Origin of the sequence: Alteromonas portus, assembly GCF_005117025.1 — a bacterium.
Taxonomy (GTDB): Bacteria; Pseudomonadota; Gammaproteobacteria; order Enterobacterales; family Alteromonadaceae; genus Alteromonas; species Alteromonas portus.
The window spans coordinates 309,161-332,091 of sequence record NZ_SWCO01000001.1 but is presented as its reverse complement, the minus strand read 5'-3'; the positions used below and the strand labels follow the sequence as shown (position 1 = coordinate 332,091).

Annotated in this window: 20 protein-coding genes and 1 pseudogene; 10 read left to right on the top strand and 11 right to left on the bottom strand. The window is 43.9% G+C overall.

Annotation, left to right across the window (positions count from 1 at the left end; translation table 11 throughout):
* Positions 1–187 precede the first annotated feature (187 nt).
* Positions 188–952, top strand: a pseudogene (locus E5672_RS20110) (PAS domain-containing protein); the annotation flags it as partial.
* Positions 953–1,486: a methyl-accepting chemotaxis protein gene (locus tag E5672_RS20105; RefSeq protein WP_420809566.1), complete on the top strand. Its 534-nt coding sequence runs from the start codon at positions 953–955 to the stop codon at positions 1,484–1,486.
* 170 nt (positions 1,487–1,656) lie between these two features.
* Here E5672_RS20105 and E5672_RS01370 read toward each other — a convergent pair whose 3' ends face one another.
* Complete coding sequence (locus E5672_RS01370) at positions 1,657–1,974, bottom strand: DUF3718 domain-containing protein (RefSeq protein ID WP_136780592.1); 318 nt, start codon at positions 1,972–1,974, stop codon at positions 1,657–1,659.
* A gap of 327 nt (positions 1,975–2,301) precedes the next feature.
* Between E5672_RS01370 and E5672_RS01365 the strand changes: the two genes are divergently transcribed.
* The gene (locus E5672_RS01365; RefSeq protein WP_136781031.1) at positions 2,302–2,904 is read left to right on the top strand and encodes a YigZ family protein; all 603 of its coding nucleotides are present in this window, start codon (positions 2,302–2,304) and stop codon (positions 2,902–2,904) included.
* A 131-nt stretch (positions 2,905–3,035) separates the two neighbouring features.
* Here E5672_RS01365 and E5672_RS01360 read toward each other — a convergent pair whose 3' ends face one another.
* The 3 genes from E5672_RS01360 to E5672_RS01350 form a co-directional block, all read right to left on the bottom strand.
* Positions 3,036–3,572 (bottom strand): redoxin domain-containing protein, encoded by a 537-nt coding sequence (locus tag E5672_RS01360; protein WP_136780591.1) that lies wholly within the window; start codon positions 3,570–3,572, stop codon positions 3,036–3,038.
* A gap of 226 nt (positions 3,573–3,798) precedes the next feature.
* Entirely contained in the window at positions 3,799–5,745 is a 1,947-nt protein-coding gene (locus E5672_RS01355; protein ID WP_136780590.1) for a M1 family metallopeptidase, read from the bottom strand.
* Positions 5,746–6,018: 273 nt separating this feature from the next.
* Positions 6,019–6,447, bottom strand: a complete 429-nt coding sequence (locus E5672_RS01350) for an organic hydroperoxide resistance protein (RefSeq protein ID WP_136780589.1) — start codon at positions 6,445–6,447, stop codon at positions 6,019–6,021.
* A gap of 140 nt (positions 6,448–6,587) precedes the next feature.
* Here E5672_RS01350 and E5672_RS01345 point away from each other — a divergent pair, with 140 nt between their 5' ends.
* The 3 genes from E5672_RS01345 (at position 6,588) to E5672_RS01335 (ending at position 8,567) form a co-directional block, all read left to right on the top strand.
* The gene (locus E5672_RS01345; RefSeq protein ID WP_136780588.1) at positions 6,588–7,028 is read left to right on the top strand and encodes a MarR family winged helix-turn-helix transcriptional regulator; all 441 of its coding nucleotides are present in this window, start codon (positions 6,588–6,590) and stop codon (positions 7,026–7,028) included.
* Between the two features lie 339 nt (positions 7,029–7,367).
* Positions 7,368–8,024: a PAQR family membrane homeostasis protein TrhA gene (gene trhA, locus E5672_RS01340; protein WP_136780587.1), complete on the top strand. Its 657-nt coding sequence runs from the start codon at positions 7,368–7,370 to the stop codon at positions 8,022–8,024.
* Between the two features lie 24 nt (positions 8,025–8,048).
* Positions 8,049–8,567 carry a hypothetical protein gene (locus E5672_RS01335; protein WP_136780586.1) on the top strand — a complete coding sequence of 173 codons (519 nt, stop codon included), beginning with the start codon at positions 8,049–8,051 and terminating at the stop codon, positions 8,565–8,567.
* Between the two features lie 119 nt (positions 8,568–8,686).
* Here E5672_RS01335 and E5672_RS01330 read toward each other — a convergent pair whose 3' ends face one another.
* Together E5672_RS01330 and E5672_RS01325 are read right to left on the bottom strand one after the other, a co-directional pair.
* Positions 8,687–9,004 carry a hypothetical protein gene (locus E5672_RS01330; RefSeq protein WP_240692130.1) on the bottom strand — a complete coding sequence of 106 codons (318 nt, stop codon included), beginning with the start codon at positions 9,002–9,004 and terminating at the stop codon, positions 8,687–8,689.
* Positions 9,005–9,090: 86 nt separating this feature from the next.
* On the bottom strand, positions 9,091–9,999 hold the full coding sequence (locus E5672_RS01325) for a hydrogen peroxide-inducible genes activator (protein WP_136780585.1): 909 nt from the start codon (positions 9,997–9,999) through the stop codon (positions 9,091–9,093).
* A 332-nt stretch (positions 10,000–10,331) separates the two neighbouring features.
* Between E5672_RS01325 and E5672_RS01320 the strand changes: the two genes are divergently transcribed.
* Entirely contained in the window at positions 10,332–11,309 is a 978-nt protein-coding gene (locus E5672_RS01320) for a universal stress protein (RefSeq protein ID WP_136780584.1), read from the top strand.
* Positions 11,310–11,405: 96 nt separating this feature from the next.
* On the opposite strand, the gene E5672_RS01315 is transcribed toward E5672_RS01320, so the two are convergent.
* The 5 genes from E5672_RS01315 to E5672_RS01295 all read right to left on the bottom strand — a co-directional run bounded on the left by E5672_RS01315 (position 11,406) and on the right by E5672_RS01295 (position 18,340).
* Positions 11,406–12,677 (bottom strand): inorganic phosphate transporter, encoded by a 1,272-nt coding sequence (locus tag E5672_RS01315; protein ID WP_136780583.1) that lies wholly within the window; start codon positions 12,675–12,677, stop codon positions 11,406–11,408.
* A gap of 340 nt (positions 12,678–13,017) precedes the next feature.
* Entirely contained in the window at positions 13,018–13,734 is a 717-nt protein-coding gene (phoU, locus tag E5672_RS01310; protein ID WP_014948403.1) for a phosphate signaling complex protein PhoU, read from the bottom strand.
* 54 nt (positions 13,735–13,788) lie between these two features.
* Positions 13,789–14,595: a phosphate ABC transporter ATP-binding protein PstB gene (gene pstB, locus E5672_RS01305; protein WP_131135997.1), complete on the bottom strand. Its 807-nt coding sequence runs from the start codon at positions 14,593–14,595 to the stop codon at positions 13,789–13,791.
* Positions 14,596–14,610: 15 nt separating this feature from the next.
* A complete protein-coding gene (gene pstA / locus E5672_RS01300) occupies positions 14,611–16,170 on the bottom strand; it encodes a phosphate ABC transporter permease PstA (RefSeq protein WP_136780582.1) in 1,560 nt (519 codons plus the stop codon).
* Complete coding sequence (locus E5672_RS01295; RefSeq protein WP_136780581.1) at positions 16,163–18,340, bottom strand: ABC transporter permease subunit; 2,178 nt, start codon at positions 18,338–18,340, stop codon at positions 16,163–16,165. The genes pstA and E5672_RS01295 overlap by 8 nt, the downstream gene beginning before the upstream one ends.
* 209 nt (positions 18,341–18,549) lie before the next feature.
* On the opposite strand from E5672_RS01295, the gene E5672_RS01290 reads away from it, so the two are divergent.
* From E5672_RS01290 to ppx, 3 genes are all read left to right on the top strand, one after another.
* Positions 18,550–19,056: a glycine cleavage system transcriptional repressor gene (locus E5672_RS01290; RefSeq protein WP_136780580.1), complete on the top strand. Its 507-nt coding sequence runs from the start codon at positions 18,550–18,552 to the stop codon at positions 19,054–19,056.
* Between the two features lie 188 nt (positions 19,057–19,244).
* Positions 19,245–21,317, top strand: a complete 2,073-nt coding sequence (gene ppk1 / locus E5672_RS01285; RefSeq protein WP_136780579.1) for a polyphosphate kinase 1 — start codon at positions 19,245–19,247, stop codon at positions 21,315–21,317.
* Positions 21,318–21,333: 16 nt separating this feature from the next.
* Positions 21,334–22,896: an exopolyphosphatase gene (gene ppx / locus E5672_RS01280; protein ID WP_136780578.1), complete on the top strand. Its 1,563-nt coding sequence runs from the start codon at positions 21,334–21,336 to the stop codon at positions 22,894–22,896.
* The last annotated feature ends 35 nt before the right edge of the window (positions 22,897–22,931 follow it).

The following is a 22,931-nucleotide window of genomic DNA, read 5'->3' as shown; positions in this document are numbered from 1 at the left end:
TTTTTTATTGTTCAGTGTGAATAGTTACCGTAGTGTAAAAAAAACTCAACCACTCTTCGCGGAATTAAGCCCAATGGATAAGCCGCAATCCAAATTTCACCTAATGTCTAAACGACTAGAAAGTTAGCAACCTTTAAAATTAATAAACTTAGTTGATTAATCAACGATAATAAAATTTGGAGACCGTATGTTCGTATCAAATGCTCGATACAATAGCGACATTTCGGCTCTTAGGGATGAGAGTAGAGAATTAATTGGTACGCTGGATGCGTTAAAAAATAGCATGGCTTATGCCATTTACAGTACCGATGGACAGTGCACTTATGCCTCTTCCCTATTACTATCTATTTTAAGTTACCCAGATTCAACCGCGACATCCTTCTCTCACGCTGCGATGCGCGTTGAAGGTGTTGAACCTGAATCACAGTACAGATCCTTTTGGCAACACTTGGTAAATGGCGGCAGCTTTAGCGACACGGTTGCGAGAAAGTCAGCCCTTGGTGAAACCAAATGGCTTAAAGCTAGCTACGTTTCCGTAAATAAAAATGGTACTTCGGAAATACACGCTATTTATCATGATATTACTGAGCACGAAACAGCCTACTTTGCAGGTAAAGCAGTAACGGATGCCCTGAATAAGTCGATGGCGGTTATAGAGTTCGAACCAGACGGCACAATTATCACGGCGAATGAAAACTTCACTGCCACGGTTAAATATGGCTTATCAGATATCAAAGGTAAACATCACCGCATGTTTTGTCGCGATAAGTTCTATCAAGATAACCCCAATTTTTGGGATAACCTTGCTCGGGGCAATTTCTCTTCGGGCCAGTTTGAGCGCGTAGATTCAAGCGGTAATGCACTGTGGTTAGAAGCAACATACAACCCCGTTTTCGATGCATCTGGTCGCGTTATCAAAGTCATTAAATTTGCATCCAATATCACCGATGCAGTGAATGAGAAACACGCTATTGCCCAAGCAGCAGAGTTAGCGGTATCAACTGCTGAAGAAACGTCGCAAATTGCTGCCGATGGCGCTTCATCTTTGCAGCGCAGCGTGGAGATTTTCGATTCAGCCTTATTAGAAGTTGAGCAAACCAACCAGCTAATGCATCAGCTTAGTGAACAGTCGCTTAAGATTGAAACCATAGTCACGACCATTAGCGGTATTGCTGAGCAAACAAATTTATTAGCACTGAACGCTGCAATTGAAGCTGCTCGAGCGGGCGATCAAGGCAGGGGTTTTGCCGTTGTAGCAGATGAGGTAAGACAGCTAGCCCAGCGCACTAGTGACTCAACGGTGGAAATTGAAAGCGTTGTGGCTGAGAACAGAAAGCTTGCGGATAAGTCTACGAAGAAAATGGCCGGCGTTAAAGACAGTGTTGACCAAAACAGCCAGCAAATTGCGCAGGTTCAAAGCATCATTGATGAAATTCAAAAAGGCGCATTAAATGTATCAGAAACCGTTTCCGGTATATTGCGTTAAGAGACCTAGATAAAGATTAGAGAAGGCTGTCATTGTACACAGCCCTCTTTTCTTTAACCTGCTCTTCTAAATTTACTGTACTTCTCTAAATTTATTGTAGTTCTCTAAATTTACTATAATTTTAAGATATACAATCACTTAGAGCAATCTCATGAATAAGCGCTTTCGCGCTATTTGGTGTGAGCTACATTAGCAATGTGCTGCTGTTGAATATTCAGATATTTTTTAATGCTATCTCCATTTTTACCGTACTGGTCTACAAAAGCCGAGACCGTAAGACCATTACAAGTCATCTCTTCTGCTACGTATTTTTTATCTAACGCTGACGCTTTAATCTGGTTGTGAAACTTCCATTTATTTCCAGTCGCAGCCGTTACACAAAGGTTAGACGTTACTGAATCGTCAGTAGGGATGAATTCGACAGAAGCGAGAGCACTTCCAGTGAATAGTGATGCAAGAGCAACAATAGCAATAGTACGTGATTTCATAGCATGATTTCCTTATTGGGACGAAGTTACCTATTAGTGGCATTACGTCTTAGCCACATTCACAATTAATATTGCTATTACAATCACTACGCCAACTTTAAAAAAACCATTTAATTTAATAACTTAACGACAAACACAACAAAAATCACTTATCTGTAGCGCACGAGAAAAACCACCTTTCAAGATAATTAGCCAAATAGTAGCATTTTTGACCACCCTGTTTTATAGGTGCCTATTTCTATTGAAACTATCGGTTATTTAGCGATAGATTGCTTCACCTGACTGATTAAGCTTAAATAAAAAATGGTCTTGGCTTACAATGTGCCGATGACTTATCCCGTTCCCGCCAAACAGGTTGAAACCCTGTACGAAATTAAGAAAAGCAAATTCATTGCATGTGCTGGCTTTGCGAATTCTCGCGAAAGCGCAATGGCACTTTTAGAAAGCGTTAAACAACAGTATCCAGACGCACGTCATCACTGCTGGGCGTATGTTTTTGGAAACCCTAATGCGCCCAGTAGTGCAGCTATGGCCGACGACGGTGAGCCTAGTGGCACAGCCGGTAAACCCATATTAAACGTACTTCAGCACAAAGACATCGGCGACATTATGATTATTGTCACGCGATATTTTGGCGGGATTAAATTAGGAGCTGGTGGTTTGGTGAGGGCTTATTCAGCTGCTGCGCAACAGGCCATTGATGCTCTTGACGTGAGACAAGAAATAAAGCTAGAACCACTTAGTGTAGACATCGATTTCAAACACGAGCAGTTCGTACGTCACTTGGTGGAACAAGCCAAAGGTAAAATTGCGAATTGCAGATATAAAAGCAGCGTAATGATAGATATTGAGCTACCTTTAGATGCCTTGGATAACTTTAAGAAGCAGATGGCGCCCATTGCTTTTAAGGTATCTGCAAAAAACGAGTAAGCTACAGAAAATAAGAAGCTAACGATGAACTCAGAAGCGGCTATGTGTTTTTAGCTCGTATAAAAACTAAGGCCCTAGTTAACACTAGAGCCTCGCTTTTAACGAAATATCATCATTATTACCCGTTAACCTCAGCTTTTAAACGTGCCTCGAATAGGATAGTTATTCTCTGGGTTGCGAATAAATTCTAAGCCCGATACGAGTTGCTCTAAGTCTGGACGAACAAACGGCGCGTTGGCAATTTCGGCAATGTGAATTTCGTTATCACCGTTTAAAACAAACAACGCGGGCTCTGCGAAATTGTGATCGGTTTCTTTCTCTGAACGCGGCTCAGAAATATATAGACCTAGTTTTTCCATGTCGCTTTGCGACAATCCGTAAGCAATCGGGAAGTTGATAGACAAGTCGTTTAAATGTTCTTCAAGCTGCTCTTTACTATCGCCGCTTACCGCGACAACATCGATGTTGAGCTCCCGTAGTCGACCCGTGAAACCTTCAAGTTTGTTCAAGTATTTGGTACAAATTGGACAGTGTTTACCACGATAAACCACCACCATCTTCCAATCGCATCCTTCACTTTTATCAGATAACGATACTGTCTCTCCGCTCTGTAACGTCGCTTTAACTTCAGGGAAAGTAGTGGCTGGGTGCATCTTTTGTGTATACATAGTAACTCCTTACTGTTTAATTCAAATCCTTCAGCGTGCGCCTAGCTAATAAACTACACAGGCTCACTTGAATTACACTGAGTAAACTTTGATACGCTACAAATCACTTTAAGATCGCCAACTTGAACAATTGTTCAAAACTCCCTTATTCTTTTTGTCTTACCTCGAAATAAAAAAGCAGCGCCTAACACGCTGCTTTTATTCAAACTAATTTAACGGTCAACGTTTAATTCACGTAACCCTCGTTAGCTTTTACCGTAAGTGGGTGATAGCCCGGTTTCGCTTCTTCAAAAGCGCGCTTTGCAAATGCTTTGCCTTCTGGCGTTTTTGATAGCTCGCGATACAGCGGCTTAACGAGCTTATTGCGTCCTATCGACACCAAGTAGCTATACAAACGATCAAAAGCAGGCTGATAGTTATTCTCTACTGCAATCATCAACCAGCTGTGAGCAATTTCATTGTTTTTAGTCGAGGTAAGTGAAAATGCTGAATCTAGCTCAGCAAGCTGAGCTTTACTTAACGATTCGGGCATGTTGTTTAGAAAATATAGCCACTCGTGTACAGTCCACTGTGCTGTTTCAATATCTGCCGCTTTCACATCGCCAGATAGCCACGCGCTTCGTGTCTCATCGATTTTAGTGAAAGCATCAGATTCTGGCTGTGGTGCTCCTTCTGGAATGCCTGGTTCAAATATCCACGTTTGGATGCGATCCGCGTCTAGCTTATCTGGGTATTGCTTTAACAAGGTATCATCTAAATAAGCGATAAACGTGTCGGTGGTAATGCTCTTAAAAGCAAAGTCTTTAAAGTACTGCATTAAGAACGCATCAAAGTTTTCGCGACCAATTTTTTGTTCAATTTCACGCAAAAAGAGCGCCCCTTTTTCGTAAGGGATATTCGAGAAAACATCGTCTGGGTTGCGACCACGAAGATCGATGGCCAGGATCTCATCATTTTCCTCTAATGCAGCAACATCGTTCTCTAAGTCTTGATAGCCCAGCACCGCTTCTTTTTTGAAACGGTCATGCCCGTAGATCATTTCCATAATTCGGTAAGTTAAGTATGTTGTGAAGCCTTCGTTTAACCACAGGTCGCGCCATGTTGCGTTCGTTACAGTGTTACCAGACCAGCTGTGCGCCAGTTCATGAGCAATCAATGAAACCAAGCTTTTATCACCAGCAATGACCGTTGGGGTGATAAACGACAAACGAGGGTTCTCCATACCGCCAAACGGGAATGACGGTGGTAGAATTAGCAGATCGTAACGGTCCCATTGGTAAGGTCCATACGTTTCTTCTGTTACTTCTAACATCGCCTCGGTATCTTCAAATTCTTTCGCTGCACTTTCAAGTAGCGCAGGCTCAGCATACACGCCGGTACGCTCACCCATGGCTTTAAATTTTAAATCACCTATCGCCAACGCGATAAGATATGAAGGAATAGGCTGAGGCATGGTGAACTCATATTCACCGTCGCGCGCAGTGGTAGGATCGTTTGACGCACTCATCACCGCCAACAGCGCTTCAGGTGTCTTGATGGTCGCATCATAGGTTACGCGCACTTGCGGTGAATCTTGAAGTGGAATAAAGCTTCGCGCATGAACCGCTTGTGCCTGGGTAAACAGGAACGGGTGCTTTTTACCTGCAGTTTGCGCTGGCGTTAACCATTGTACGCCAGATGCCTCAGGTGATGTTGAGTACGCAACGGTAACTGCGTTTGCGGTGCTAGGTAGAGTAATTGAAAGCGGCGTGCCTAAATCAGGGTCAGTCTCTCCCATTTCAAAAGGCACATTCTCACCGTCTACGGTAACACTTTGAATATCTAATGCTCGCGTATCTAACACTAACGTATTGTTGTCGGGCTTTTCACGCTTTACATCAAGGGTTACATCGCCAATAAGCTGTTTGGTATCAAAGTTTGCAGTTAGGTTTAAACTTAGATGGGTTACCCGAACCTCATTAGGGTTCGCGAATGAGTGGTAATCTACGCCAGAAGCAATCGCTGCAGTGTCGTGATTTTCTACCGCTGTTTTTTGTGCTTCAGTTTCTGAAGTTGAGCCTACGCTGACAGCTTGATCGTTGTTTGTCTTGGCTGCGTCTACATTGCTGTTGTCGCTGCATGCAAATAATACAGGCGCACATACGAACGTAGCCAGTAATCCGTATTTTTTCATATAACTTCCTAAAGGATGATTGATACAAACCCAGTGTATCAATCTGCTATATAACTGGCGACTCTAATTCGAAGAGCTGCTATTTACGTGCGCTATAATTCAAAACCTTATGTTCCTATAACAGTACAGCGAAACTTGATGCATTATTTCAATATCAAATTGCTGTAGCCTAACTGCTGAAACTGACGCTTCGCTTTCAAAGGAAAAAAGCGTTGAGCACAAATAATTGCGCCCGCTAAGGCGGGAGCAATTACTGAAGCTGCTACCTTGTGATTACGCTAAGGTAATATCTACTTCGATGTTGCCGCGGGTCGCATTTGAATACGGGCATACTTGATGGGCAGCATTCACTAAACTTTGTGCTTGTGTCTTATCCATATCGCCTAAATCTACTGTCAGTTTCACTGCAATAGCAAAGCCTTGTTCAATAGGGCCAATTGCTACGTCGCCAGTTACGCTAATGTCATCGGACAGCTTAATTTTTTGCGATGCGGCTACATGCTTAAGTGCACCGATAAAACACGCCGAATAGCCCGCTGCGAACAATTGTTCTGGGTTTGTACCTTCTCCGCCAGCACCACCTAACTCTTTGGGTGTCGAAAGTTTAAGTTCTAGCTTGCCATCACTTGATTTCGCAGTGCCTTCGCGACCGCCTGTTGCTGTTGCACTTCCTGTATAGATGACTTGTTGAAGCTTATGCATGGTTACTTTCCTCATTGGTTTATTCAAACAAATACTTTGCATGCAAAATAAATTATCACCAAACGAACTTGCAGATCAAGTATTTTGTATGCAAAATATTAGTTAAAAACAAAAAGCAGTATCGATAAGGGGTAAGCGTTATGTCAGAATTATTGAAGTTGGAAAATCAGCTTTGCCACCGTTTTTATACACTGTCTAATGCATTTACTCGCGCATATCGCCCTCTTCTTAAAGCGCTAGATATCACCTACCCTCAATATGTAACTTTAATGGCGCTGTGGGAAAATGACGGTATTACCATTGCCGAACTTCTAGAGAGAACAGCGATAGACGGTGGCGCAATGTCACTCATTCTTAAAAAGCTTCAAGACAAAGACTTCCTAATTGTCGCCAAGGATAAAGCCGACAAACGCGTTAAGCGCGTTCAACTCACTGAAGCGGGCAAGGAAAAGAAAGCCATAGCAGAAGGCGTGCCTGCGCAGATGCTGTGTAAATTCAATGGTATGAGCGCAGAAGAAAGCCGTACGCTAAAGAATCTTTTGGACAAATTAGGCGGTTGTTTCGAAAATACAGGTGAATAAATAATCACCTACTCAGCGAGAGTTAAAATGTTCGGAATCGCGGCATATTACCGCAGGTATAATGGTTCTATATCAAGGTGACATAGCAAAGAGTACAGACACTTTAAACTTGCCCTTTGGGAAAGCTTGGCAAGCGTCTTAGTGCCTTCTGAGTGGGCAATTATCTATGCGGGTTGGTATTATGAGCTTTTTTTGTAACATTATTGTCATCAGCCTATTGACGTTTTCTGTTAATATTTTCATATTGAGCGAACAAGTGTGCGCTATAATTGTCATAGCTATGCAAATAGACAAATAAGAGGAGCGCATATCTCTACTGATTGCAAAACAGGAGACGTGATGACAGATGTAAAGGAACAGACAAAGGCTATTTCTGCCAAAGCTTACTCCGTTTTAGAAGAATGGCTAAACAGCATCACTCACGGTATAGGCTTTATTGCCGCTATCGTAGGTTTGATATTTATGCTGTACCGCGCTGAAGATACATTAACGGTTATCACGGCCGCTATTTACGGCTCTACCCTCATCCTCGTTTTTCTGAGTTCTACACTTTACCACGCTATATCTCATCACAAAGCAAAGGGCTGGCTTAAACTATTCGACCACAGTGCAATATATTTATTGATAGCGGGTACTTACACACCATTGTTACTGGTTTCGATTGGTGGCGTGTTGGGGATTGCCATGACCGCGATTATCTGGAGCTTGGCAATTGGTGGTGTGGCGTTTAAGCTCATAGCGCAGCACCGTTTCCCAAAAGTGTCCGTAATGACTTATTTACTAATGGGCTGGATTGCCCTAGGCCTTATTTACCCACTCTATGTTGCACTCCCAGGTGCTGGACTATGGTTATTGATAGCAGGTGGGCTATGTTTCAGCGTAGGCGTGTGTTTTTATGTAGCAAAAAAGGTAAAGTACACCCATGCAATTTGGCACTTGTTCGTTATTGGCGGATGTAGCTGCCATTACTTTTCTATTTATTATTTTGTCGTTTAACAAAAGGTCTTAGATAACGCATCTATGCAAAACGCTGAGAAAAAAGAAAATAGCGCACTCGCAACCTCGAAGAATATCGCGTGGTTTTCACTGCGCGCGGGGCAAATATGCTTGGGAAAAAAAACCGTCGAAAGTGACTTTGAACGCCTTAAGTTGCTGGATGTTACCCATATTGCAACGGTACAAACCAGCGAAGAACATGCACCTGTAATTCGCGACAATGCTGTAGCAACCGGGCTAGAATGGCTATGGGTTCCTTTTGTTCACCCGTCGTCAGAAACGCCCACCGAAGACGTGCATCTCCATCAATATCTGCATGAGTTATCTCAAATGTTGACGGAGGGAGCGAAGATTTATCTGCACTGTGATGGTTCTCAGCATCGTTGCAGCCTGTTGTTCTATGCACTTTGCCACTATTGCCGAATTCCATCGAATAGTGCCTATAACGCGCTACACAGCTTTGGCGCTAACGCAGCAAATAACCTTTTGCGATCAGAACTTACGTGGGCAGCTGAACTAGGGCATATTGCTCCAAAAATGTAGGCCAATGAAAACGCGCTTTTGTTAATAACGCTCATCAACAAAAGCGCGCGTTTATTTTAATGCCCAACGCATTTTTGAGTACCAGCGCTACCATGGCAAGTGGCGCCACGCATCTTTAGTTAAAACTGGTAGACGTTAGCGTTAGTGAGAAGTTTATTCGCGTCTATTTTTTCTTGAACACAGCGCACTATGTCAGCACGAGTAAATACATAAATTCGGTCTTTGCGCTCTCTGCTCTCGCTTATTTCAAAATCCTTAAGCACCATACTGATATGTTCATTCTCTGGCAGACCACGTAACCCTGAACCGACTCTGCATAAGGTCTCGCTCATGCCCGACTCAAAACCAGCCAGAAACGTTTTGTAAGCTTGCTGCTGCTGTGCTTTATACAAATCCGCATAGATGGAGGATGCAAAACTTCTCTTTGGGGAACGCACAAGATAATTACTTACGTCAGCAATAAAAAAGCGGCTGAACACAATAGTTCAACCGCTTTGGTTAAATGCCAAAGATAGCGCTAACGCTATTTTAATGTGGGAATGGGTAACAGTGGCGAGATAATTTCGCCGATACGGCGAAACAGCTGCATACGTGTTGTGCCTGAACGCCATACTAAGCCAATTTCACGAAATCCCTGTTCCTCAGCTGGAAAGCTTTTAAGGCCAGTGTGCTCAAGAATGGATTGATTAATAGCTAGTTCAGGTAAGAAGGTGTAGCCCATTTTGCTATTCGCCAACTGGACCAAAGTATACAAGCTGCTTGCCGCCACGCTGCTAATCTGGTCACTATGCTGAAGGTTACACGCGCTCACCGCATGCCCGGTCATACAATGTTCTTGCTGAAGTAAGAAAATACTCTTTTTAGGCAAGGTTGAAATGTCGACAGGATTAGGTAGCTGCTCAGCCATGTCTTCATGAGCAATAAGGTGAAACGGGTCGTGACCCAAAATCATTTGTTTACACCCTGGGGTTTCCATGGGCAGCGCTAAGATCAGTAAGTCTAATCTGCCGTCGGTCAACTGCTGAAGTAACTTTTCAGTCGTGTCTTCCTGCATTTCTAAATTGATCTCAGGCAAAAACGTAGAAAAAGCCCCAAGCATACCTTCAAACAAAAAAGGCGCGATGGTTGGAATAACGCCTAACTTTAACGTACCTCGTTGCCAGTTACCGGCGTTTTGCGCGTACTCTACTAGCTCGCCCGCCTCTTGAAGTAGCACCTTACTGCGCTCAACAATATCCAAACCTAATGAAGTAAACACAAAGGTTTTATGTTCACGTTCAAGAAGCTGGCTTCCGAAGTGCTCTTCTAGATTCTGAATGGCCGTACTCAATGTTGACTGACTTACATTACAGCGCTGGGCAGCACGATGAAAGTGTTGCTCTTGATGTAGCGTCACCAAATAGTGTAGATGCTTAAGATTAGGCCATTTCATGGGTATCTCACAATTGTTCAAAAAGGGATTAAAAAATATTGGATTAATCTAACATAAAGATTAAATAGCGCCTAGGGTTCATACCCATGGATATCTTGGACTTTCCTCTAATACCCACAGCCGCGCGTACCTAACCTCGAAGACAGAAGTAATAATTATCTTTATTTCATTATCTATAAGAAGCTTTTAAGAATTTATCATTTCCCGCTGGAAAGGCCCCTGAAGTAGCGTTAGGATTAAAATAAAGCGTTAGTTCCCGCATATCTTTACAGCGAAGTAAGACCCGCTCTTGTATCATTCAGTCAATAGAGCGACTAACTATTGAGGGCAGTATGAAAGGACATTATAAGAACATTTTATGTGTATTGAGCGACTCCCATCGTCAAGATGATACAGTGGCCCAAGCACTGCATATCGCCAAAGCACACCAAGCCTCGCTTACCATTATGCTTTCGCTAGAATCTTTGCCACCCAACGCCAGTATGGTCATGGAGTCTTTCTCTTACGTTGATTCTCAGCAAACCATGGAAACTCAAGCTAAGCATTGGTTAAAAGAACAAGCTGAGAGTTGGGGGAAACACTATCCGGTAGCTACCGCGGTAACGGTAGGTCAGCCCCTTATTGACGTTGTGCGTTATGTCAAAAAGAACAATATCGATTTAGTGATTAAACGGGCAGAAGAGAGCTTTCTAGATAAATTATTCGGAAGCTTAGATATGCGTTTATTCCGTAAGTGCCCTTGCCCGGTATGGATCATTAATCATAAGCCTCGCAGTCAGTACAAAAATGTAGTTGCGGCCTTGGACTTGAACTATCACTACCCACAGCACGAAGTGTCAATTAGACGCGACCTTAACCGCGACATTTTACGTCACGCAAGCCAAATAGCCTTGCTGGAGTTTGCACAGCTGCACATTGTTCACGTTTTCGATGCGGTTCCTGAGAACATAGCAAGAGACGGTTTTATATCGGTTGATAACGACAGAATGGAAACCGACCTTGCAAAAATTCATGCCGAGCGCGAAACGGAACTAGACAAACTACTTGAAGAACTAGGTAATGAATTGGATGACAATGTATTAGAGTATTTAAAACCTCAGAAGCACATTGTTCACGGTTACCCTAGAAGAGAAATTGCAGCCACTACCACGTCCCTTGATACCGACATTATTGTAATGGGCACAGTGGCGCGTTTAGGCGTTCCGGGCTATATCATGGGTGACACCGCAGAAGAAACAATCCATCAGCTCAAGTGTGCCGTTGTGGGTGTTAAACCCCGAGGCTTTGAAACGCCTATCTCTATTGATTAAAGAAAACATTCCACAAACAAAAAGGCCGTGCTTCACTTCAAGCACGGCCTTTTTTAATTCTCTTCGCCTTATGCAGACGTTTATTAACGCTATGTTCTACGCTACGCCAAACGACGCTTTAAGAATGTAGAAGAAAATAATCGACAGGATTGCGCCTGCAGGCAAAGTAACAATCCAAGATACAACGATATTTCTTACAATGCCTAGATTAAGCGCTGATACGCCACGCGCCAGACCTACACCTAATACTGCACCAACAAGTGTTTGGGTAGTCGAAATAGGCAAACCTGTACCCGATGCAATAACTACCGTACACGCTGCAGCGAGTTCTGCTGCAAAACCGCGGCTTGGCGTTAAGTGTGTAATACCTTGACCAATAGTCTTGATAACGCGATGTCCAAATAGCGCAAGACCCGCAACAATACCTAAACCACCAAGCGGAAGGATCCACGGTGCAAGCGTAGTGCTAGAGTTAATTTCGCCGCCACTACTTACTACGCTAACTACCGCAGCCAATGGCCCAATAGCGTTAGCTACATCATTTGAACCATGGGCAAACGCCATACAACAGGCTGTTACTACCATTAGCAGTGCGAATACTTTCTCAACGTTAGCCGCCTGTAGGTCTGCATCTTCTGAACCGCTGAACTTCATACGGCCGATAAACCATTTACCCAAGAAGCCCAACGCTACGGCAATACCAATAGCCAGTAGATATCCGTTGACGGCACTTAGCTCTAAACCAACGTGTTTAAGGCCCTTCTTAATAGTAACAAGCGACATCACAAAGCCCGCTAACGCCATATAAAACGGCACATAACGCTTGGCATTTGCAAACGGTGAGGCTGTTTGGAAGATGAGCTTGTGCGCGCTCATGAAAATAAGATAAGCAATGATGCCTGAAATAGCTGGGGTTACTACCCAACTACCAACAATACCACCCACTTTGTCCCAAGCTACCGCGTCCATGCTGACGCCAGTTGCCGTAAAGCCGATGATTGCACCGATAATTGAGTGAGTTGTAGATACAGGCCACCCCAACCACGACGCTACTGCTAGCCAAATTCCCGCTGCAAGTAGTGACGAGATCATGCCTAATACAAGGTATTCAGGTATGTCTATGAAATAGGTTGAGTCGATAATTCCTTTTCGAATGGTAGACGTTACTTCACCACCTGCAAGGTAGGCACCAGCAAACTCAAATATCATTGCAATGATAATAGCTTGTTTTATGGTTAAAGCTTTAGAACCTACTGACGTACCCATTGCGTTGGCAACGTCATTCGCTCCAATACCCCATGCCATGACGAAACCGACGCCAGCGGCAAGGATTATAAGAATTAGGCCATAACTTTCAAAAAATTCCACGGATAATCGCTCCCGATCTAAACGCGATTTAGGCTGGACGCTACTTGAGTAAGTAGCATGATCTCTTCACCCCAAAGGCTAGAGAAAGAAGTTAAAGACAAATTGTGTTTTATCATAAGGTTCGATTAAATTTTGCACGATCTGTTCTTGGCTGCGGCGCATGATAACGTAATCATCTTAGAAGCCATAGCGAAAATCACTGAAAAACGATAAAAGTATGCGGAATTATTTGAATACGATGATAAAACCACCAAATATTTCAGTTTTATGACAAATAAATTTCACAAACATCCATATTAGGTTATTGATACGCAAAATCGTGCTGACCATTTGGACAGGATCACGTCAAATCTTCCAATTTTTGCTGCATATTTTCCAGCGGCGTATGCCTTACATCTGTACCGCGAGTAAGATAAACCACATACTCACACACGTTTTTGCATCTGTCACCTATTCGCTCTAATGAGCGCATTGCCCACAACACATCTAGCCAATCCTGCATATCGTCGGTGCTTTTCTGCATTTCGGACGTGGTATATGACAGTAATCGTTTGTATTCACTGTCAATGCGATTGTCTTGGTCATACACTTCTAATGCAGCAGCTTCATCTTGACGAGCAAAAGCATCGAATGTGCCACGCATCATGGCGGCTACCCTTTCACCAATAAGCAACATACTGCTCTTGATGGTATCTGAGCTTGGCAACTTATTACGCGTTACTAGTTTGGCAATACGCTCGATTTCATCGCCCATTCGCTCAATATCCGTAATGGCTTTGGAAATGGTCATAATCAAACGCAGGTCGCTGGCGGTAGGATGACGTTTTGCAATAATGCGCAGGCATTCTTCGTCAATTTGAATTTCCATGGAGTTAATTTTTAAGTCGTTTAACACCACTTTTTCAGCTAGAGCGGCATGATTGTGCTTTACCGCTTTTAAGGTATCCACCAGCTGCTGTTCAACTTCGCCCCCCATGGTTAATACCGAGTTACGCAAGTTTTCCAACTCGATATTAAACGTACCAGAGATATGCGTATTTAAGGCTACCTGTCGCATGGTGAATTCTCCTCGCGGCGTAATTCCAAGTTAGGACGCTGGTCCACTGCTACCTTATCCATATCGCCCCGTTATATAATCTTCGGTTTGCTTTTTATCAGGCATGGTAAATAGCGTGTCGCTGTCTGCATATTCTATCAGCCTGCCCTGATGGAAAAAGGCGGTGTAATCGCTTACCCGAGCCGCTTGCTGCATGTTGTGCGTTACAATAATAATGGTGCATTGCTTTTTTAACGCATCCATCAATTCTTCGATAAAAAGCGTGGTCAATGGGTCAAGGGCCGAGGTGGGTTCATCAAGAAGTAGAATGTCTGGTTTTAATGCCAGCGCTCTTGCAATCACCAAACGCTGCTGCTGACCGCCAGATAAAACATGAGCTGATTCAAATAAACGATCTTTAACTTCATCCCATAGCGCCGCCTGTTTGAGTGCACCTTCCACTGCGTCGTCTAAGTGTCGGCGAACTTTTACTCCTTGAAGCTTAAGCCCATAACACACGTTTTCGTATATGCTCATAGGAAAGGGGTTGGGGCGTTGAAAAACCATGCCCACATTCGTTCTTAGGCGTGACACATTTACTTTGCGGCTATTGATGTTTTGCCCATCAATAATAATCTCACCATCGTATTTGCAGCCGTCATACAAATCATTAAGGCGATTGAAACAGCTAATGAGTGTAGATTTACCGCAACCACTTTGACCAATTAATGCTGTAATTTTGTTTTTTGGGATCCGCATGCTGATGTCATTTAACACATGCTTATTGCCAAACCACAGGTTGAGGTTTTTAACCTCTACCGCGGTTTGCTCTTCACTAATGTCGTTAACGTTTAGCGTATTGTGTTCAAACAACTTCAACATGTTACAAAACCTGTATTATCCTTTGAGATAGCGTTTGCGCAGACGCGTTCTTAGTACAACGGCCAAAATATTTAGTACGAACACCACGACAAGTAAAAGCAAGCAAGCGGCAAACATCATACTTGCGCTTTTCCCATCGGTTTGGCTATGAAACGCTCCGTCATAAATAAGCACGCCTAAATGCATAAACTGTCTATCAAGATGGAGATAAGGAAACTCTCCATCTATGGGCAGCGTGGGTGCAAACTTAACCGCACCAACTAACATGAGTGGCGCTACTTCACCTGCCGCCCTCGCAATCGCCAGAATTACGCCAGTCATAATACCAGGAGACGCGATTGGCAGTACGGTACGCACAATAGTTTCAATTTTGGTTGCCCCTAACGCGTAACTGCCTGCTTTTAACCCTTCCGGCACTCTGCGCAAGCCTTCTTCAGTCGCCACAATCACCACAGGTAAGGTTAATATTGCCATGGTTAAGGCCGCCCAAAATACACCAGGGCTTCCCATTGTGGGTGCTGGCAATGTTTCACTGAACAATAGCTCGTCAATGCTGCCGCCCAAGGTGTAAACAAAGAAACCAAGCCCGAATACGCCGTAAACAATAGAAGGTACACCTGCCATATTGCTTACACTGACACGGATAATGGTGGTAAGCGCTGTGTTAGGTGCATATTCGCTCAAGTAAATAGCAGCTAATACACCAAAGGGCGTTACGATGATGGTCATTAAGAATACCATGAGTACAGTGCCAAACAACGCGGGGAACACGCCACCTGAGGTATTCGCTTGTTTAGGGGAGTCGGTGAGAAACACACCAATTTCCGAAAACGCCACCTGCCACTTTTCCCATGTACTTAGACGACTGACAAAATCCACGTCTTGAATACTAGCAATGGGAATAACAAACGGCGTTCCATCTGCAAAACTCACCAATAAGGTATACTCAGCTCTTGTTGCTTCCAACGCCACCACACGCTTTTGGTATTCGCCAAATGATGCGACTAAACGCTCTCTTGCTGGCGCGTCGGCGACAACGTTGCGTTTATCAAACTGAGATAGTGCTTCGTGAATAGGTGCAAGGTGCTGCGTATTCAAATCTTCAATTTGAGCGCTAATTTGAGCCACTTCCTCTAGCACAGTATCAATATTGTTAAGAGGTTGAGCCGGTTTTGAGGGCACGACGATATGTTCAGGAATTGCCAACACACGCCTGCCGTCTAAAAGTTTTATTTCTGCGCTTTCGTTTGCAAGTCGCGGAGTATCTATTTCATCTCTAGATATCTGAACTTGAAAGCCATAAGGATGCTGGGCATCTGAATACTTAAGGGTGACATCCTCACTGGCTGTTTCATCAAATAGGTTCGCTAGTACCGAGAACCTTGTGCCGTCTTGATGTGTACCGGTGACCGTATAGATGGGTTCTGGCCAAAAATATGCGGTACCGCGAAAACTAATCAGTATAAGAATGCTAACTAGCGCAATAAGCAGTAGGCTGGTAAAAAAAGCCGTTAAGCTAATAACTAACGATTGCCGCTGTACCGCACTTAATCCAAACATGGTCCGATTAACCATAGTACGCCCTACTTCTAATACGCTGCCGCAATAGCTCTGCCATGGTGTTAACTAAGAAGGTAAACAGGAACAAAATACACGCGGTGAAAAATAGAATTTGATAATGCGCCGATGACACATCTGCTTCTGGAAGTTCGATTGCCAAGTTAGCAGTAAGTGCTCGCAAACCTTCTATCAAGCCCCAGCTGGAGATTGGCGTATTTCCCGTAACCATTAGTACTATCATAGTTTCACCAAACGCGCGGCCAAAACCTAGCATTATCGCGGCTACAATACCCGGTAGTGCAACATGAATAACAACATGAAGTAGGGTTTGTAGTCGTGTGGCGCCAAGAGCAAAAGAGGCATATTTGAGATCATTGGGTACGCCGTTTATGGCATCTTCCGCTAGGGAATAAATACTCGGTGAAATAGCCACACCTAACGCTAGAGCTACCACTATCGTGGTTTTTCCTATGGGGCTATCGGACTCGGCTGCTAGCATTGCAAACCCGTCTCCTCCCATTAGCGAGAAAATAAGCGAGGGCGCGTATTCCACGCTGATATAACCTAAAAGAAACACACCACTTATCGCAAAAAGTAATTCTGCGCCATGCCTTAACTTCTTTGGTAAGTATTCTGCAAAAGGACGCTGTACCAAGGCAACACCTATAAGCACAAAAGGTATAACGATTAGGAAAAAGGCAAAGGAAAATAAAAACTGCTCAGCTTTTGGCGACAACCAAATAGCCGCGATGAAGCCGATGAGCACACTAGGAATAGCTTCGAGTAATTCGATAGCCGGCTTAATGACGTTGCGAAGACGACTTTTAGCGAAAAACGCGGTGTAAATTGCAGCACCGATGGCAACCGGAATAGCAATAAGCAGCGCTAAAAGAGAGGCTTTAATACTGCCGATTAACAGCGGCGTTAAACTGAATTTAGCTTCTTGGAAATCTGAGGCACTGGTGGTTTGCCATACGGTCTCTTCTGTTTCATAGCCTTCATAGTGCTGCGGTTTAAACAAAGAAGCCCATGTAGTAATACCGCTTAAGTGCTTACCTTCCCATACTGATAGGCTACTATCTGAATAGCCATAAAGCTTATTGCCGTACCAAATGATATGCTCAGCTGAACCTTTTGTTTGTTGTGACGCCACTACATCACCAGACACACGGTTTACCAACAGTACTCTTGCTTTATCGGTCAATACAGCCACTAAGTTCATACTGGCATGTTCAGCTATATCCCTAACCTTCTCTTCTGGTAGCGCTATTTGGTAGGTTTGCTCGAAGGTGAGGCCTTTTTCACTCTTACTCAACACCCAGCGAGTAAGTGCCTGTGTTTTATTATTCATCAAGAAAAAGGTACGGTCTTTGGCAAGTGGAAATACAATCTTCTCATCTAATGACGCTGTGATGTCCCCTGCTATGGGCAATAGCGACGTCCCTTCATCTTTAAGCCTATTAAGATAAAGCGCATCATTTACCTGTAACATCACGCTCTCGCTGCCAGGTAACAGCACTATCCTATCTATATTGTGGAAACGTTTATCCAGCACCTGCGTAGGGCGAAGCCTATTTATCCAACGTATAAACACATTGCTGCCTTGGGTGATAGAAACCACTACCCATTTTGAAGACAATGCTATATTCCAACTACTGCGCTTCTCCCACTCATCTTTGGGAAGCGCGAACGTAATGCTGTTCGACAAGGCTGCTTGCGGTGTACTAGAGGCAATGTCCATTGTGGTGCCAGCAGCCACATTAAATGACCTAACCGGTAAAACCCTAACTTGAGCGTTGGGAGAGACATCTACAATATAGTTCTCGCCCATTACGCTGTAGGCCGACAGCCTGTGCTCACAAGGACGTATGTAATCGTGATTGCTCACCAGAGCATCGCCCTTAAGCAACTTTAACCCCAATCGACAATCAGACTTTCTCACCAGCATTGGCTGGCTGTTAATGATGTCGCCTGCGCTGATAATTTTTTCATTGTCTGACGTTTTCAAGCTCAACAGATGATTTAAGCTAGGGGTATATGCCAACGGCAGAGCTTGACTGATTAGATGGGTAATAAGAATAACGAGAGTTAACAAAACAAGGCCGCCAAAGCCTGTCACCACATAGCGTGACCACCTATCGCTTCGCTGGCGTTTTTTGTTTGTGCTGTTGCTGTCGAAAGTCATGCGGTTGTTTAGTAATTCTTATTTTCGAAATTCTTCATTTTTAAGAAGAATAACCCTAAATTGCACTGGTGAGCAGTGTAAGTTTTGTTATGCTAATAGCAAGTGAAAGTTTAAAGCATTACCTTCGCGCAACCTACTCTGCGCCTATGGTATTACCCAACAGGAAGACGATCAAAGTTTTTCTCTACACGCCCAATAAGGAGCATCGTATGCAGTCATTGGTTATAAGCATCATGGGTAAAGACAAGCCTGGTTTGGTAGACTCACTGGCTAAGTGTGTATACAAACACGAGGGCAACTGGCAGGGTTCGAGCTTTGCACATATGGCGGGAATGTTCACAGGTTTTGTAGAAGTGCATGTTGCCGATGAGAACAAACAGGGCTTAATCGATGCGCTCGACGCCATTAAAGATTTGTCGGTGCAGTCAGTAGCGGTTGCCAACAGTGAAAACAGCAACACTACCAAATTAACGGTTGATGTAATGGGCAATGACAAAACGGGTATCGTTCAAGAACTCACATCGGTCCTCAACCAATTCAACTTGAATATTCTCACCTTTGCTTCACATTGTGAAAGCGCGCCCAACTGGGGCAGCCTGATTTTCAAGGCAAAAGCAGAAATTGCGGTGCCAGAAGACTTTGACGACGGCGCCCTGCAAGACTCACTGGAGTCGTTGGCTAACGATTTGGTGGTGGATATTACAGCTAAGCGGTAAAAACAAGGGCGTATTTGTGGAGCTACTCACTACCCCACGCATCACAAATACAACCGCATAATATTGAAAGTTAATGGAATAACCGCAACACAATGGGTGTACATTGACACCAGAATATGTGTTGTCACAGTAGTGTCACTGACTGATGGCAGTCTTTGACCATTTTTATAAACGTGAATTGAGAAATTATGGATAACGACGTTTTATATTATCCCAAAGAATTAAGCTGGCTTGCGTTTAATGAGCGCGTGTTGCAAGAAGCCGCAGATAAAAACAACCCCGCCGTAGAGCGAATTCGTTTTCTTGGTATTTACTCAAATAACCTTGATGAATTTTATCGCGTACGCGCCGCGGACGTGAAGCGACAAATTACCATTGCGCAAAATGACGGCAATGAAGAAGAAGCTGAGCGCCAAACGGCCCTAATGGCACAAATTCAAAAGAAAGTTGTTCAGCTCTCTGAAAAGTTCGATCAAATTCATAAGGAAGTAGTTAGATCCCTAGCTCGCTACAATATCCATATCCTTCGAAAAGACGATTTAGACGATTATCAAAAGCAGTGGGTGCGCAACTTCTTCGTTAACAAAGCACTGCGTCACATTGCACCTATTCTGATAGATAAAAAAACCGACCTACTTAGCCGTTTAAACGGAACGTCGGTGTACTTATATGTTGCGCTTAGAAGAAAGGAGCGCAACCCTAAGTTCGCGGTTATTCAGGTTCCTACCTCTGAAATGTCGCGCTTTATGCTGATCCCGCCGCAGAAAAGCCGCAAGAAAAAGAGCATTATTATGCTCGACGACATGATTCAGCTGTGTATTGAAGACATTTTCCGCGGTTTCGTAAAATTCGACGAAATTGAAGCTTTCTCATTTAAGATGACCCGCGACGCAGAATACTCTATTAACGAAGAAATTGACGAAAGCTTCGTTGAAAAGATGTCTGAAAGTATGAAGCAGCGCCTTATTGCAGAGCCTGTGCGTGTTATTTACGACACGAACATGCCTGAAGACATGAAATCAGACTTGCGCAAGCGCCTTAAGATCACCAAGCTTGATACCATGCACGCTGCTGGGCACTACCGTAACTTTAAAGACTTTATTGGCTTCCCTAACGTAGGTCGAGAGTATTTAGAGCACGCGCCGCTGCCCGCTATCGACAGCAAAGCTTTCTCTAAGTACAACACTGTTTTCGATGCCATTACTGCACGAGACATACTACTGTACTACCCATACCACCGTTTCCTGCACTTCACCGAGTTTTTGCGTCAGGCGGCCTTCGACCCTAATGTTAAAACCATACGTATTAATATTTATCGCGTTGCCAGTAATTCACGTATTGTAAACTCGTTGATTGACGCAGTAGACAACGGTAAAAAAGTAACCGTTGTCGTAGAGCTTCGCGCCCGCTTTGACGAAGAAGCAAACATTGAATGGTCTAAGCGCATGACCGATGCAGGGATACGGGTTGTACTTGGCGTGCCTACCCTTAAAATTCACTCTAAGCTGTGTATTGTGACCCGTGAAGAACGAGGCAGTTTAGTGAACTATGCGCATTTCGGTACAGGTAACTTTAACGAAAAAACGGCAAAAATTTATACCGACTACAGCTTGTTTACTCGTAATCAAGAACTCGCTGATGAAGGGGTAGCGGTATTCGATCTTATTCAATACCCTTACCGACGCTACAAGTTCCAGCATCTTCAAATATCGCCGTTAAACGCCAGAACCAAAATTCAGTCGTTAATTCGTCAAGAAATTCAGCATTTAAACCAAGGTCAAAAGGCCCAAATCACTTTCAAAATTAACAACCTGGTTGATAAAGAACTTATTGACGATTTGTACCGAGCAAGCCAAGCTGGAGTTAAGATCCGCGGCATAGTGCGCGGTATGTGTTCGCTTAATCCTGGGATAAAAGGAATAAGCGAAAACATCGAAATAATTTCTATTGTTGACAGGTTCCTCGAACACCCTCGCGTAATGATTTTTGAAGGCGGCGGAGACAGAAAAGTGTATATCTCTTCTGCCGATTGGATGACCCGTAACATGGACAACCGCATTGAAGTAGGTTGCCCTGTGTATGATAAAGGTCTTCAACAGCGCATTGTTGATATAATGGAACTACAATTTAAAGACACCCTGAAGGCTCGAGTGATTGACAAGGATCAGAGCAACAAGTACGTTCGCAGGGGAAATCGTAAAAAACTTCGCTCACAAATAGAAATTTATGACTATTTGAAAAAGTTAGAAGACACTTTGTAGGATAGAAAGTTAGTACATGACCCAGCACGAATCAGTTTTTAATGACGTGGAAACCCGCGAAGTCAATAAAGTTGCAGCACTAGACATTGGCTCAAATAGTTTTCACTTAGTAGTAGCACGTATTGTTGCTGGGTCTGTGCAGATTCTGCATAGAGTTAAACAAAAAGTTCGCTTGGCCGAAGGTCTTAACGACGACAATATTTTGTCTGATGAAGCGATGGAGCGTGGGCTTGCTATGCTAAAAGTGGTAGCAGAGAGCCTGAAAGGTTTTGAGCCCGACTCGGTGAGAATTGTCGCTACCCACACGTTGCGCAGAGCCCGTAACGCCCGCGATTTCATCAGCGCAGCAAAAGACATCCTTCCCTACCCTATCGAAGTCATTTCGGGTGTAGAAGAAGCACGACTTATTTATTCAGGCGTTGCACATACAAACCACTCCGATGGCCAACAGCTAGTTATTGACATAGGCGGTGGCTCCACCGAGTTCGTTATTGGCGAAGGGTTTACGCCTTTACTTTGTCGTAGCCTTCAAATGGGCTGCGTGAGCTATACCAAACGGTTTTTCCCTGACGGTGAGCTAAAGCCAAAAGCCTTTGAACGTGCTATCACGGCTGCACAGCAGGAGCTTGAGTTAATTGACAATAAATATCGTAGATTGGGCTGGGTTCAGTGTATAGGTACGTCAGGTACCATTCGCTCTCTGTTCACCCTTTGTCAGCAAGATAGACCCAACGGCCACGATATTCCGGTAACGCTTAAGAGTTTGCGCAATTTAATGAAGCAATTCATAAGCGCAGGCCATATAGACAAATTAAGCTACCCAGATTTAAGTGAAGATCGTCGTGTTGTTATTGCCGGCGGCCTCGCTATTCTTATCGCCGTTTTCAGAGCGCTAGAGATTGAAGGCTTGGTCTACTCGCCTGCCGCCTTGCGCGAAGGCGTGCTTTATCAGATGGAAGATGAGCTTCATCACGCTGATATTCGCGGCAGAACGGCAAGTAGTTTGGCAACGCGTTACGATGTAGATACAACCCAAGCCACCATGGTGCTTAATACAACCCTTTCGCTTTTCAACGATGTTGAAAAAGCATGGAAACTTAAAGGCCGTGACTTTAAAAGCATGCTCGGCTGGGCTGCTTTACTTCATGAAGTCGGCATGCAAATTAACTCTCGAGGCATACAAAAACACAGCGCTTATATTCTCGGTAATGTTGACATGCCTGGGTTTACGCAGGAACAACAGCTACTGCTAGCTACACTCGTGCGATTTCATAGAAAGAAAATTCGAACCAATGAACTCCCTACGTTCAACCTTTTCGATGAGCAGTCGGTAAAGCACTTAATTGCGTTACTGCGTTTAGGTGTACTGCTTAATATTAAACGCCAAGAGGGTTTTGTCCCCGACCTTGCCGTCAATGTAGAAAAGAACGAATTAACCGTCACCTTCCCAGAAGGCTGGTTAGATGAAAAACCCATTATATCTGCTGACCTACTACGAGAAAGTCACTACTGGAAAGCGCTGAATCTAAAACTTACGGTTGTACCGGATATCTCGCAGTTACATCCCACTGTAGAGTAAGAAAAACGTTAGGCTCGAATTATAAAAAAGGGGCC